Below are 12,926 nucleotides of genomic sequence, written 5' to 3'. Positions count from 1 at the left end.
GCCCGCTCGCCGAGATCGTCGCGGACTGGGAGGCGGCATGCGAGCCGGCCCGCGCGGCCGGGGCTCGCGTGGTCAACGTCCGGACAGGTGTAGTGCTGTCCGCGGGCGGCGGGATGCTGCCGCCGCTCGCCGCGATCGCGCGCACCGGCCTGTCCGGTCGCCTCGGGTCGGGTCGGCAGTGGATGTCGTGGATCGCGCTCGACGACCTCACGGACATCTACCTGCGTGCGATTGTCGATACGCGTGTAGAGGGGGCGGTCAACGGCACCGCGCCGGAGCCGCTCACCAACCGGGAGTTCACCAGCGTGCTCGGCTCGGTCCTGCACCGGCCGACGGTGGTCCCGGTGCCGGGATGGGCGCCCGGTCTGCTCCTGGGCTCACGGGGTGCCGACGAACTGGCCTTCGCGGATCAGCGGATCGTGCCGGACGTGTTGGCCGGGCTCGGGCACCCGTTCCGTTTCCCGGAGCTCCGTGCGGCACTGGAGCACGAGCTCGGCGCCGAGGACCAGCCGACCGCGATCCAGCGGACGTAACCGGCTCACCGTTGCAGGATCATCGGGACCAGCACCCGCCGGGCCAGAGCGCGGATCTCGTCCTCGGAGGTCACCACGGGCGGACCGTCGGGCATCACGACAAGCGAGTGCAGGAACCCTCCGACGACGCTGCCCACCTCGCGGGATAAATCCTGTACCTCGGCGTCGGTCATGGGCCGGGTGTGGACGTCCGCGTTCCAGATGTTGCGGAGGAATTCGGCGACGATCTCGGTGATCCCGCCCAGCACCGAGTCGGACTGACCGGCCAGCACGGCCATGGTCTCGATCTTGTCGACCTCGATGAGCCGCCTCACTAGCTCGCTCTCGCGGATGTCGAAGACCGTGCCGACGAGCAGGTCCTCGACGTGCTGCACCGGGTCCCATTCGAGGGAGGAGAACGGGGTGAACCGCGCGTTGACCGACATCATCAGCCGCTGTGCCTCGTGGGCGTAGATGGCGCGCAACACCTGGTCGCGGGTGCCGAGGCGGCGGTACAGCGTCACCCGGGTCACGCCGGCCGCCCGGGCGATGTCGTCAGTGCTGGACCCCTTGATGCCGCGCTCGGCGAGCACTGAACACGCCACCTCGATGATGCGGATGTCCTCCGCGTCATGGGTGCCTTTGCCACCGATGACAGCGGCGCCGCCGTCCGCACCCTCCGAGTTGGTGCTCGCTGAGGATGCTGTGCCGGACACTGTGGATTCGGAACCGGAAGTGGCTGAATCAGTGTCGGCTGGACGGTCGGCGCCGTGGTCGGTGTTACGTGTCACGCCCTCATGTTACGACCTGGGAAACACGGGGGTGCCGCTACCTGGATGTTCGGTGGTCGGCAGCCTTTAGCGGGGCTGCTCTCCCTCGGCCGGGTAGGCGGTGTAGCCGGGGAACGGCTCGTGTGGCTGCGTGCCCGGCTGCGGTGCCTGCGGCCCGCCGATCGCGGGCGCGCCGTACTGCTGCTGTTGCTGCTGCTGGTACTGCTGCTGCGGCTGCTGTTGCTGTTGCTGCTCGCCGTACCCGGGCGCAGCGTGGCGCGACGCCGAGGTGTCGGGGGCGGCACCGCCCTCGGACTCGGGGACCATGTCGAAGACGCCAGGCTTGGGCTTGCTCGCGCGGACCTCCTCGTCCTCCACGGAGGTGCCCTTCGCAGCTGCCTCGGCCAGCGCCACGGACCGGGCGATCTCCGGGTCGGTGGAGGTGTCGAACCACTCGTCCGGGGCGGAGGGCAGGTCGGCGTCCGTGTCGACCTCGGACGGTTCGTAGCGGAACACGCCGTCGTCGTCCTTCTTCGCGACCGCCTTGGCGAAGTTCTCCAGGGAATCGCCGAACTGCGACGGGATCATCCACATGGTGGCGGCGTCGCCCTTGGCCATCTCGGGCAGGTTCTGCACGTACTGGTAGGCCAGCATCTCGGGGGTCGGCTTGGAGGCCTTGACCGCGGCGTTGACGCGCGCGATCGCGGCGGCCTGACCCTCGGCGACGAGGTAGCGGGCGGCACGCTCACCCTGGGCGCGCAGCATGCGGGACTGCCGGTCGGCCTCGGCGGCGAGGATGGCGGCCTGCTTGTTGCCCTCGGCGTCCAGGATGGCCGCCTGCTTGGCGCCCTGCGCGGTGGTGATCGCGGCCTCGCGGTTACCTTCGGCCGTCAGGATCGTGGCGCGCTTCTCGCGGTCGGCGCGCATCTGCTTCTCCATCGAATCCTGGATGGAGGGCGGCGGATCGATCGATCGCAGCTCGACCCGGGCCACGCGCAGACCCCAGCGGCCGGTCTCGGAGTCGAGGACGCCACGCAGCTGCTTGTTGATCATGTCGCGGCTGGTCAGCGTCTGCTCGAGCGTGAGTCCACCCACGACGTTTCGGAGCGTCGTGGTGGCGAGCTGCTCCACCGCGATGATGTAGTTGTTGATCTCGTACACGGCCGACTTGGGGTCGGTGACCTGGAAGTACACGACCGTGTCGATGCTCAGCGTGAGGTTGTCCTCGGTGATCATCGACTGCGGGGGGAAGGTGACGACCCGCTCACGCAGGTCTACCTTGGCACGCACGCGGTCGATGAACGGGATGATCAGCGTGAGCTGACCGCTCACGGTGCGCTGGTAGCGACCGAGTCGTTCGATCACGGCGGCCTCGGCCTGGGGGATGAGCTTGACCGAGCTCACCACCACCGCGGCGATCAGGATGACGATGACGGCAAGGAAGATCAATCCACCCATGCTTTTCCTCCGTTTGTGTGGGCTCTACAGGCCGCGCACGACGATCGCCGTGGCGCCCTCGATCTCGTGCACGAGGATTTTCTCGCCGGCAGTGAAGGTCTCGCCCTCGATGAGCGGCCGGGCGGTCCAGGTGTCCCCGGCGATCTCGACCAGCCCGCCGGACCCGTCGACGGCCTCGACCACCGTGCCACCACGACCGGTGAGCGCTGCCGTGTTGGTCTCGTGCTCCGGCAGCGAGGCCAGCATGCGACGTCGCACGATCGGCCGGACAGCGGCGAGCATGATGACGGAGACGAGAGCGAACGCCAGCGCCTGACCCCATACCGGCGCACCGAGAAATGCCGCGCCGGAGCCGCCGAGCGCACCTGCGGCGAGCATGATGAGGATCAACTCGCCGCCGGCCGCCTCGCCGGCAGCCAGCAGCACAGCTGCTCCGAGCCAGATAAGTCCTGCGTGCATGTGACCGAGACTACCCACTGACGGTGTCCGACAGAGGAAGCCTGGGTGGAGGGCTACGCTCTATCGCGTGTCGACTCTGAAGAAGTTCGCCTGGTTGTCGGTCGCTACGGCGGTCGTCACCATCGTGCTGAAGATGGCGGCCTGGTACGTCACCGGGTCCGTCGGCCTGCTCTCCGACGCCGCGGAGTCCGTGGTCAACCTGGTGGCCGCCCTGATCGCGGTCGGAGCCGTGACCGTCGCCGAGCGCCCCGCCGACGACGATCACCAGTACGGCCACTCGAAAGCCGAATACTTCTCAGCGGGTGTAGAGGGCGCGATGATCTTCATCGCCGCCGCGTTCATTCTTGTCGTCTCCATCGAACGCATCATCAACCCGGCGCCGCTCGAGTCGATGGGGCTCGGCCTGGCGATCTCGGTGGTTGCCACGGCGATCAACGCGGCGGTGGGCGTCGCGCTCATCCGCGCTGGCACCAAGCACCGCTCGCCGACCCTCAAGGCGGACGGCAAACACCTGATGACCGACGTGATCACCACGATCGGCGTCGTGGTCGGCCTGTCGCTCGCGTGGCTCACCGGGTGGGAGATCCTGGACCCGCTGGTGGCGATCGGCGTGGGCGTGAACATCCTGTTCATCGGCTACAAGCTGGTTCATGAATCAGGGATGGGGCTCATGGACGCCACCCTTCCCGAGCCGGACAACCAGGTCATCGAGGAGGTCCTGGAGCGTCATCGCGAGCCGGGCCGGGTCGACTTCCACGAGCTGCGCACGCGCGAATCCGGCAAGTGGCGTTTCGTCGAGTTCCACGCCCTGGTGCCGGGGGAGTGGACCGTCGACCGTGGGCACGAGTTGGTCGAGAAGGTCGAGCAGGCGATCCACGCCGCCCTGCCGAGCTGCCACATCACCAGCCACCTCGAGCCGATCGAGGATGAGCGCGCGTACAACGACGTGCACCTCTAGACAATCCCGCGGTCACGGCGCGGCGCCGGAAGTAATCTTGCGGGTGTGTCCCACCCGAAAATGTTTGACGACGACGACCCCGCGTACGTACGCCTGAGCACGCTCTGTCTGACCTTTCCGGACGCGGCGGAGAAGATTGCGCACGGTCGGCCGGTGTGGTTCACGAAGAAAGTGTTTGCCGTCTTCGGCGGCAAGATCAAGGGCGATCACGCCGACCCGTTGCTCGATCACGCGCTGCTGTTCCTGCCCGATCCGGCCGAACGGGTCGCCCTGGAGCAGGACGCACGGATCCACCTCCCCGCCTACTACGGCCCGGCCGGCTGGCTGGCCCTCCCGCTCGACACCCCGGAGGTGGACTGGGACGAGGTGGCCGAACTCGTCGAGTCCTCGTACCGCCAGACCGCCGGCGTCCGCCGGGTGGCGCGCCTGGACGAGGCCGGCAGGGGCTAGCTTTCCGGAGTCGGTCGGCAGAGCTGATCCGGCCGGAGGCTGATTCGACCGGCGCTGAGCCGGCGGCGCTGAGCCGACCGAGCTGGGTCAGGTGAGCTGGTCGGCGGGGATCTCGTGCGGGCGGTATCGCGGCAGACGCGAGGCCGGAAGGATCGCCATGGCGCTGATCCCGGCGAGGATGAGCAGTCCGGTCTTGAGTGCCCGCAGGCGCTCTTCCTCATTGAGCTGCACCGCGTAGGCGACCTGCTCCTCGGTGGCATCGGTCCGGGACAGCAGCGCGTGAAGATCCTCGTTGGACACGAAGTTCACGCTGTCCAGGTCCACCTGCGCGATGAGTTCCGGCGGCAGCGACGGGTGCTCGACCACGGCCCGGCCGATGCCGACGCTGAGCAGCGCCACGAGCATCGCGCCCACCATCGCGGTTCCCACGGCGGAGGCGAGGTTCTGGGTGCTGCCGCGGAGTGAGCCCACATCACCGGCGAGCTCGGCGGGGGCGGAGGTGACCAGGACGTTGAACACGAGCGTGACGAGCGCGCCCTGCCCGATCCCGGAGGCGACCAGCCCGATGATCGTCGGCAGTGTCTCCCAGTTGTTGTTCACGACGAGCGAGAGCCAGACCAGCGCCGCGGTGGCGAGGGTGAACGCGGCGACGCCGATGGTGCGCGGGCTGAACCGCTTGTAGAACCGCACGATGAGCGTCGCGGTGAAGTTGAGGGCGGCCTCGAGCGCCACCACGATGAACATCGCGTACACGGCCGCACATTCGCGGGCCGAGCCGAGGACCGACAGGTCGACGAGCGGAACCTTGCCCTCGCGCATGCGGCGCCGGGTCCACAGGAAGAACGCCTGGCCCAGGATGACGCCGGTAACGATGAGCATCAGGGCGGGGGAAATCCCGGCGAGCTCGAACGGTGCGCCGGGCCCGGCGACGAACGCTCCCCAGGCGTTGAGATTGTTGAAGCCGAGCGTGAGCGACATGATCGCCAGGCCGATGAGGACGGCGGCCACCACGTCGATCGTCACCGAGGGATCACCTTTGTCGGACCGCAGGGTGAAGCTCAGTGCGAACACGGCGATCGCGATCGCGAACACGATCCAGAACACGGGACGCCAACCCACGAGGGTGCCGAGGGTGCCGCCGATGAGGAACGCGCTGACGCCGGCCAGGGCGCGGGCCGCCCCGAGCGAGCCGATCGCGGTGGCCTGCTGGTCACCGCTGTAGTTCTCAGCGACCAGGGCGACCAGTGCGGGGACGATGATCGCCGCCGAGGCGCCGGCCAGTGCCTGCCCCGCGATGGCCCTGGCCACCGTGGGGGAGAAGATCATCAGGAGGGAGGAAAGAGCAAAGACGACGACGACAACACGGAAGATCCGCACCCACCCGACCCGTTGCCCGAGCTTGGCCCCGGTCATCACCAATGCCGCCACGACCAGGCCGTAGATGACGATCGTCGACCCGGCGACCGTCGGGGGGACTCCGAAGTCGGCGGTCATTCCCCCGATCGAGATCGGTAGCGCCGAGACGTTGAACGACATGAGGATCTGGCCGAGGAACAGCCCGATCATCGGTAGCCAGGACCTGCGTTCCTCCTGCCCCGTGCTGGTGGCGGTGGACGTGGTCATCTGCTGATCCTTTCGGATCGCGCTGGACGTCTAGTCGCTGGCGGCGGCCGATTTCGAGGTGATCATCGTGCTCCCGACGCGGCCCGCAGGCCTGCCCTCCGTCCGGAGCGCCTGTAGTAACTCCGACCCGCCAGATTTTGCTGGTGCCAGTATCCGCGCATGAGAAGCGGCAGTTCGGGTATCCAGAAATTTCCCCCCGCGTGTGAACTGGATACCCGTCTCCCTGTCGCGGCATCCGCGAGCTCTACGTCTGCATAGACGATCCCTGGCCCCTCGCCGGTGTTCCGGGACACCAGGACGGTGCCGCTGGCGTCGACGATCTGGGTGGCGCCCACGAACTCGGTTTCGTACGGGACGGCGAGGCGCGAGCCCGGAACGAGCAACAGGTCGGACCTGATCTGTCCGCAGTGCGAGGCCTGCAGCACCGGGACGCCCAGTCGGCGGGCGAACTCTCGCGGCGCGTTCTCCGACATCTCACGATTGCGCCGCGCGAGCGGGGCCAATGCTCGCGAGGTGAGTCCGCCCCAGTTGTCGGGCACGGTCCACCAGTGGGTTCCGGTCATCGCGAGGTCGATCCGGCCTCGCAGTCGCGCCACGGTCTGGTGTCGGATGAGTTCCCAGCAACTGGCGACCCCCACGCCACCGAGTGCTGTGTCGAATGCGCCGTCATCGCCGCCGCTCGCGTCTCCACCGGTGTAGAAGCAGTTCTCCCACATCGTCGGCAGATCCTTGTCATGAGTGTGGATGCGGCCACCGGGTTCGACCAGGTGATACCGGTTGTAGATCTCGCGGTATGCGGTGGTGTCGTCGTCGTCCCGATCTTTATCTTTTCGGGGTTGTTCGGGTTGTCCGGCGGCAACGCCGGCGCCCGGGGCGGCGTGACCGGCGGGGGCATCGTCGGCGACCAACATCGACCCGCCGATCGTCGCTCCGTACCGCGCGGCCAGGCGCCGGAACATCTCCACGGCCGCGTTACCTGGCGGCAGCACCGCCGCGTGGACCCCGGGGCGCATCGGCACCGGCGATGTGCAGAATTCGGGCACCGCGATGACCTTCGCGCCGCGCTGACCTGCCTCGATGATCATCGACTCCAGGCGCGACAGGGTGAGATCCACGCGGCCCGGCACGCCCTCCAACTGAATCGCGGCGGCACGAACGCGGCGGGGTTGGTCGCGGTGTCCGGGGTTGTCCGGCATGGGTGCTCCTGGGTTGTGCGTGGCCGGGGATCAGGTGATGTGGCCTACAGTGACGAGCATACAAATCGCCCAGTTTTGTCAGGTGTGGGTGAGTGCGCCCGGAAGGATCGCCATGGAACTCGGACTCGACACGCGATTGACGTTGCTCGCCGCCGGGGTGATTTTCCTGCTGGCGCTCGTGCTGGGGGTGTGGAAGTACCGGCAGATGGCGACCAGCCCTGAGCATGTCGCGCACCCGTACGTCGACATCGCGCACCGGGCCGCGCTGATGTACTCGTTCGCGACGCTGCTCATCGCGGTGTTCGTGGAGCTGAGCAGCTGGGCGATGTGGGTGAACCTCGCGGCGGCCGGCGTGCTCGTGTTCTTCTTCCTGGTGGCGATCGGCAGCTACATCATGCACGGCGCGCTGAAGGACACGACCAACCAGTTCGAGCGGCCGACCGCCGGACTGCACGCGGGGATGTGGGCGCTCGTCGTGGGCGAGATCGGCGGATTCGCGGTGCTGCTGGCCGGCTTCGCCGACGGGCAGTTGCTGGGCTGAGCGCGGCGCGGGTGAGTGTAGGCCGCGTGAGGGCGTGGACCACGCGGGAGCTCGGAGCACGGGTGAGCTTGGGCCGCGCGAGGGCGGGCGCAGTTACCCTGGTGGCATGTCCAGTCGCTCCGGCTCGCGAGGCCAGAAGCCCAAGAAAGCACCGTCCAGCGGGATGGATCTCGGTACCCGCGCACTGGTGCTGGGGATCGGGGCGGTGCTGTTCTCGTGGGTACCGCTGCTGAACATCGTGGCGTTTCTCGCGGCCATGATGGCGGTCGGCTTCGGGCTGATGGCGCGCTCCTCTATGTCGAGCATGCTGGGCGAGGGCGGCGAGCCGAACCTGAAGCGCGGCATGTGGGGCATGGTGCTCGGGGCGATCGCGATGGTCGTCTTTGTGGTGACCGCCGTGCGTTATTCGGTGCTCTGACGCTGAGAAGCGGCGGCGGCAGCGCTCTCTGTCGTCTAGTTTCGCCCCGCTGCGGAGCCTGATTGACGATCTGCCCTTCCGAATGCGACACGCGCGCGGGGGCCGCAGCGCATGTCGTAATCGAAAGGGCGGATCGAAGGGTGAGGGGCGGATCGTCGGCGGGAGGCGGGTGGATCGTCGGCGGGAGGCGGGTGGATCGCAATCAGACGGGCAGATCGGCACGCGCTTTGCGATCAAACGGGCAGATCGCAATCGGACGGGTGGATCGGCGTGCGGCGCTCGCCACGGGACCGCCCAGCGGCGCACGGGACCGCCCGGCGGCGCACGGGACCGCCCAGAGGATCAGCGCTCGGCTCAGTGGGAGTTGGACACGACCCAGCCGATCGCCGTGCGCATCCGACGCGCGAATCGGCCCGGCTGGGTTGCGCACACCGCGTGACCACCCTGGATCGGGAACACGGCGCTGTGCGGCAATAGGTCCGCCATCTCGTCCTGGATCCGTTGGGGGAACGCGATGTCCCGCATCGTCTTGACGATCGCGACCGGCAGATCCAGCTCGTGCAGCCACGCGAGGGAGTTGAACCGGCCGACCTCGCTGATCACCGAGCGGTGCGTGGACATGGGAGTCGCGGCGAGCTCGCGCAGGGCCCATTCGTGCGGGCCGAGTGGCTGGTCGGTGATCTCGCGGGCCACCTCCTCGGGCACCGCGTTGAGCAGCGGCTGGGTCCGGGCCATCCCGCCCAGCGTGATCTTCTCCAGCGCGTTGCGCTCGGCGCCGGTCCCGGTGGCCGCGAGCACGAGCCCGCCGAACCGGGACGGATTCTGACGGGCCGCCAGCTGCGCCACGATGCCGCCCATCGAGTAGCCGCCCACCACCGGGGCCTCCAGCTCGAGATGGTCGGCCAGGCGAAAGACGTCGTCGCTGAGCTCGGCGAACCCGAAGGGGCCGTTGTGCCCCATCCCGTGGTGCCGCTGGTCGTAGGTGATGAGCCGGTACTCGCCGCGGAGGCGCTGAAAGGTCTGGTACCAGTTCAGCATCCCGGTGGCGACCATCCCGTGCAGCAGGATCACCGGCCGCAGGTGTTCCTCGCCGGTGTCGTAGATCCGGGTGGTCACATCGTCGGCGACCGTGATGATCTTGCCCCTCGGCAGCAGCGACATGTCCGGCGCCATTCGCGGAAACCGTCGCGCAGCACGGGGCAGGACCGTGAGCGGATTGGTGGTGGCCATGAACGTCCTCCTCGCAGGCGCCCTACCGACGTCGAGGGGTCGGGGGCGGGTCCGTCGGCGGCTTCCCGCCGGCGGGCATGTGACCGATTGTCCAGCACACGAGCCGTCGCCGCATCAACCTTCTCCGGCGCGTACCGACCCCGGATCCGCCTCAGCCGGCCGTCACGAGCCCCTGATCGACCAGGAAATCCCTCGCGACCTGCGCGGGATCCTCGCCGTCCACGTCGACCCGCATGTTCATCTCCACCATCACCTCGTTGGTCAGAATGTCCACCAGCGGGGCCAGGACCTCCTCGATCTGTGGGTGCGCGTCAATGAATTTCCCGCGGACCACCACGGCGAGGTTGTAGACGGGGAAGAACCTCTTGTCGTCCTCGATCACCACCAGATCCAGGCCCTTGACGCGGCCGTCGGTGGTGTAGACCTCGCCGAACGTGCACTCGTTCCCCACGGCCGTGGCCTGGTAGATGATGCCGGTCTGCATGATCGGGGTCGGCACGGTGGACGGGTCGAAGCCGTACGCCTCCGCCAGGCCCGGCCAGCCGTCCTGCCGGACCGAGAACTCGGTTTCCATGCAGGTCACGGCGGCCTGCGGGTCGGAGTTCACGAGTTCGGCGTAGTCGGAGAACGTTTGCACGCCGGTGGATTCGGCGGCGGCCCGGTTCATGGCGAACGAGTAGGTGTTGTCCACGGTGGTGGGCGGCAGCCAGCGGATGTCGTGCCCGGCCCGGTCGGCGTCCCGCACCGCCTCCCACTGCCCCTGCGGGTCGCGGATCGGTTCGTCGTTGCCGAGGTAACTCATCCAGGCGGTGCCCGTGTACTCCATCCCGATGTCGATCTGTCCGTCCACGAGCGCCTGCCGGAAACTGTTGGACCCGGCCAGCGACGACATGTCGGAGACGTCCATTCCGGCCGCCGCGAGCAGGAACTCGACCAGGTAGCTGGCGATCACGCCCTCGGTGAAGTCCTTGCCGCCCACGGTCACCCGCACCCCCTCGAGTTCGGGGACCGTGCCCTGGGGCCCGGGTCCGACGGGGAGCGGGACCGAACCGCCGTTGGAGAGTCCGCAGCCGGATACAACCATGACGACGACGACGAGGGAGGACAGCAGCCGCCGGAACGCGGACGGTTGCCTGCGTGGCGCGGTCATGTCGGACCGCATGGTCGAGTTCATCGCAGCCCCTTGGGGTTGAAGAGGACCTCCGCGACGGCGCCGAGCCAGTCGACGAGCAGCGCCAGGGCGACGGCCAGGACGGCGCCGACGACCATCGTCTTGTAGTCCGCGAGCCGGTACCCGGTGTCGATGAAGATGCCGAGCCCGCCGGCGTCCACGAGGAAGCTCAGCGTGGCCGTGCCGACCGCCAACACGAGCGTGGTGCGCAGGCCCGCGAGGATGAACGGCACCGCGAGCGGCATCTCGACCGTGCGCAGGATCCTGCCCGCCGACATCCCCTGGCCGCGGGCGGCGTCGATGAGCGCGGGGTCGACGTTATTGATTCCGACGATCGTGTTCCGCAGCACCGGTAGCAGTGAGTAGAACGCCACCGGAAGCACGCCGATCCAGAAGCCGGTCTTGTTGGTGAACAGGAACAACAGCACGAGCAGGCCGATCGCGGGCGCGGCCTGGCCGATGTTGGCGATCCCGATCGCGACCGGCGCCAGGAATCGTGTCTTGTGCCGGGTGAGGATGATCCCCAGCGGCACGCCCACCGCCACCACGATCAGCGTCACGGTGATGGTGATCTGCACGTGTTGGAGGGTGCGTTCGGTGATCGACGCCGCGTTCAGCGAGGCCGCCTGGGTCTCGGACATCGGGGTGGCGAATGCCCACCACAGCACCCCGATCACCGCGATGATCACCGCGACCGGCTGGATGAACAGGCGCGCGGAGTCGCCGAGCGCGATGCTGGCATCGCCGGAGCCGGAGCCGGAGCCGGAGCCGGAGCCGGTGTCGGAGCCGGAGCCGGAGCCGGAACCCGAGCCGGTGCCGGACGCTGTGCTGCTGGTGGTGGCCGGGGCGCTCATGACGGATCAGCTCCGCTGCCGGCGTCGTCGTCGGCGTGGCGCTTGTGGATCCGCCGCAACTCGTCGACCAGGTCGTCGATCCCGATCACGCCGCGGTACACGCCGTCCCGGTCCACGACAACTGTAGTGGCGCTGGCGGTGGAGAGCAGCCCGTCGAGCGCCTCCTGCAACGACGCCTCCACCGTCACGGTGCTGCTCACCGGCTCGCCGGCCGAGGCGAGGTCCGTCGCGCCGGCCACCCGATCCCCACGAACCCACCGCACGGGATGCCCCGACTGATCGAGGACCACGGCCCATTCGTCGCTCGATCCGCGCAACCGGGCCGCGAACTCGGCGGGTGGCTCGGAAAGCGTCGCCGTCGTCGTCGTCCCCAAATTCACGTCCCCCACCCGCCGGAGGGTGAGGGTCTTGAGCGCGGCATCATCCCCGATGAAACCCGAGACGGTCTCGTCGGCGGGGTTGGCCAGGATCGCCTCGGGCGTGTCGAACTGCAGCACCGACGATCCGGGCCCCAGGACCGCGATCCTGTCGCCGAGCTTCACCGCCTCCGAAAAATCGTGGGTGACAAACACGATCGTCTTGTGGAGCTCGGCCTGGAGCCGCAACAACTCGTCCTGCAGCGACGCGCGCGTGATGGGATCCACCGCGCCGAACGGCTCGTCCATGAGCAACACCGGCGGATCCGCGGCGAGCGCCCGCGCCACCCCGACACGCTGCTGCTGACCGCCGGACAGCTGTGCGGGATAGCGGTCGCGGTAGTCGCCGGGCGCCAGGCCGACGAGCTCGAGCATCTCGTCCACGCGCTCGCGGGTGCGCTTCTTGTTCCACTTCAGCAGCCGCGGGACCGTCGCCACGTTCTGCGCGACCGTCATGTGCGGGAACAGACCCGAGGCCTGGATGGCGTAGCCGATGCTGCGGCGCAGGGTGTCGGGGTCGAGGCGGCGATTGTCCTCGCCGTCGATCGTGATGGTCCCCGAGCTGGGCTCGATGAGGCGGTTGATCATCCGCATCGTGGTGGTCTTGCCGCAGCCCGACGGGCCCACGAACACCGTCGTGCCGCCCGCGGGCAACTCCAGCGACACGCGGTCCACTGCGGGGACCTCTTGACCCGGGTAGATCTTGGAGACCTCGTCGAGGACGATCGGGACCCCGGACACGGAATCGGAGCGCGCGGCGTTGGTGCCGGTGCGGGCGGTGCGGCTGCCGGCGTTGGCGCCGGTGCCGGTGCCGGGCGCTGGATCTGGGCTGGTCACTGGTTCCCCCTGATGGTGAGACGGCCGAGCAGG

The 12,926-nt window shown here is 68.5% G+C and carries 14 protein-coding genes; 5 read left to right on the top strand and 9 right to left on the bottom strand.

Annotated elements, in window-relative coordinates:
- Positions 1-533: DUF1731 domain-containing protein (locus G6016_RS10480; protein ID WP_182632599.1), on the top strand; the 533-nt coding region annotated here is incomplete at its 5' end.
- 5 nt (positions 534-538) lie between these two features.
- Here the strand turns inward: G6016_RS10480 and G6016_RS10475 are convergent.
- The 3 genes from G6016_RS10475 to G6016_RS10465 all read right to left on the bottom strand — a co-directional run bounded on the left by G6016_RS10475 (position 539) and on the right by G6016_RS10465 (position 3,199).
- Positions 539-1,303 (bottom strand): TetR/AcrR family transcriptional regulator, encoded by a 765-nt coding sequence (locus tag G6016_RS10475; RefSeq protein ID WP_338403579.1) that lies wholly within the window; start codon positions 1,301-1,303, stop codon positions 539-541.
- 66 nt (positions 1,304-1,369) lie between these two features.
- On the bottom strand, positions 1,370-2,740 hold the full coding sequence (locus G6016_RS10470; RefSeq protein ID WP_182632598.1) for an SPFH domain-containing protein: 1,371 nt from the start codon (positions 2,738-2,740) through the stop codon (positions 1,370-1,372).
- A 24-nt stretch (positions 2,741-2,764) separates the two neighbouring features.
- Positions 2,765-3,199 carry an NfeD family protein gene (locus G6016_RS10465; RefSeq protein WP_182632597.1) on the bottom strand — a complete coding sequence of 145 codons (435 nt, stop codon included), beginning with the start codon at positions 3,197-3,199 and terminating at the stop codon, positions 2,765-2,767.
- A gap of 67 nt (positions 3,200-3,266) precedes the next feature.
- Here G6016_RS10465 and G6016_RS10460 point away from each other — a divergent pair, with 67 nt between their 5' ends.
- Entirely contained in the window at positions 3,267-4,157 is an 891-nt protein-coding gene (locus G6016_RS10460; RefSeq protein ID WP_182632596.1) for a cation diffusion facilitator family transporter, read from the top strand.
- A gap of 45 nt (positions 4,158-4,202) precedes the next feature.
- Entirely contained in the window at positions 4,203-4,607 is a 405-nt protein-coding gene (locus tag G6016_RS10455; RefSeq protein ID WP_182632595.1) for an MmcQ/YjbR family DNA-binding protein, read from the top strand.
- An 87-nt stretch (positions 4,608-4,694) separates the two neighbouring features.
- Here the strand turns inward: G6016_RS10455 and G6016_RS10450 are convergent, their stop codons facing one another.
- Together G6016_RS10450 and G6016_RS10445 are read right to left on the bottom strand one after the other, a co-directional pair.
- A complete protein-coding gene (locus G6016_RS10450; RefSeq protein WP_182632594.1) occupies positions 4,695-6,230 on the bottom strand; it encodes an MFS transporter in 1,536 nt (511 codons plus the stop codon).
- 62 nt (positions 6,231-6,292) lie between these two features.
- Positions 6,293-7,426: a carbon-nitrogen hydrolase family protein gene (locus tag G6016_RS10445; RefSeq protein ID WP_182632593.1), complete on the bottom strand. Its 1,134-nt coding sequence runs from the start codon at positions 7,424-7,426 to the stop codon at positions 6,293-6,295.
- 112 nt (positions 7,427-7,538) lie between these two features.
- Between G6016_RS10445 and G6016_RS10440 the strand changes: the two genes are divergently transcribed.
- On the top strand, positions 7,539-7,967 hold the full coding sequence (locus G6016_RS10440) for a hypothetical protein (RefSeq protein WP_182632592.1): 429 nt from the start codon (positions 7,539-7,541) through the stop codon (positions 7,965-7,967).
- A gap of 106 nt (positions 7,968-8,073) precedes the next feature.
- Positions 8,074-8,385 (top strand): hypothetical protein, encoded by a 312-nt coding sequence (locus tag G6016_RS10435; RefSeq protein WP_241730154.1) that lies wholly within the window; start codon positions 8,074-8,076, stop codon positions 8,383-8,385.
- A 354-nt stretch (positions 8,386-8,739) separates the two neighbouring features.
- Here the strand turns inward: G6016_RS10435 and G6016_RS10430 are convergent, their stop codons facing one another.
- The 4 genes from G6016_RS10430 to G6016_RS10415 form a co-directional block, all read right to left on the bottom strand.
- Positions 8,740-9,615 (bottom strand): alpha/beta fold hydrolase, encoded by an 876-nt coding sequence (locus tag G6016_RS10430; protein ID WP_182632591.1) that lies wholly within the window; start codon positions 9,613-9,615, stop codon positions 8,740-8,742.
- Between the two features lie 151 nt (positions 9,616-9,766).
- Positions 9,767-10,789, bottom strand: a complete 1,023-nt coding sequence (locus G6016_RS10425) for a glycine betaine ABC transporter substrate-binding protein (RefSeq protein WP_241730152.1) — start codon at positions 10,787-10,789, stop codon at positions 9,767-9,769.
- Positions 10,786-11,640 carry an ABC transporter permease gene (locus tag G6016_RS10420; RefSeq protein WP_182632590.1) on the bottom strand — a complete coding sequence of 285 codons (855 nt, stop codon included), beginning with the start codon at positions 11,638-11,640 and terminating at the stop codon, positions 10,786-10,788. Before G6016_RS10420 ends, G6016_RS10425 begins: the two co-directional genes overlap by 4 nt.
- Positions 11,637-12,797 (bottom strand): ATP-binding cassette domain-containing protein, encoded by a 1,161-nt coding sequence (locus tag G6016_RS10415; RefSeq protein WP_182632600.1) that lies wholly within the window; start codon positions 12,795-12,797, stop codon positions 11,637-11,639. Before G6016_RS10415 ends, G6016_RS10420 begins: the two co-directional genes overlap by 4 nt.
- Positions 12,798-12,926 lie beyond the last annotated feature (129 nt).

The organism is Dietzia aerolata, assembly GCF_014144865.1.
Taxonomy (GTDB): Bacteria; Actinomycetota; Actinomycetes; order Mycobacteriales; family Mycobacteriaceae; genus Dietzia; species Dietzia aerolata.
The sequence above is the reverse complement of the archived record's forward strand: the minus strand, read 5'-3'. Positions and strand labels throughout refer to the sequence as shown.

Bases quoted from the DNA above. Each gene is read 5' to 3' on its own strand.
- G6016_RS10470 (WP_182632598.1), bottom strand. From the start codon at position 2,740: ATGGGTGGATTGATCTTCCTTGCCGTCATCGTCATCCTGATCGCCGCG.
- G6016_RS10465 (WP_182632597.1), bottom strand. From the start codon at position 3,199: ATGCACGCAGGACTTATCTGGCTCGGAGCAGCTGTGCTGCTGGCTGCC.
- G6016_RS10450 (WP_182632594.1), bottom strand. From the start codon at position 6,230: ATGACCACGTCCACCGCCACCAGCACGGGGCAGGAGGAACGCAGGTCC.
- G6016_RS10445 (WP_182632593.1), bottom strand. From the start codon at position 7,426: ATGCCGGACAACCCCGGACACCGCGACCAACCCCGCCGCGTTCGTGCC.
- G6016_RS10440 (WP_182632592.1), top strand. From the start codon at position 7,539: ATGGAACTCGGACTCGACACGCGATTGACGTTGCTCGCCGCCGGGGTG.
- G6016_RS10435 (WP_241730154.1), top strand. From the start codon at position 8,074: ATGTCCAGTCGCTCCGGCTCGCGAGGCCAGAAGCCCAAGAAAGCACCG.
- G6016_RS10430 (WP_182632591.1), bottom strand. From the start codon at position 9,615: ATGGCCACCACCAATCCGCTCACGGTCCTGCCCCGTGCTGCGCGACGG.
- G6016_RS10425 (WP_241730152.1), bottom strand. From the start codon at position 10,789: ATGAACTCGACCATGCGGTCCGACATGACCGCGCCACGCAGGCAACCG.
- G6016_RS10420 (WP_182632590.1), bottom strand. From the start codon at position 11,640: ATGAGCGCCCCGGCCACCACCAGCAGCACAGCGTCCGGCACCGGCTCG.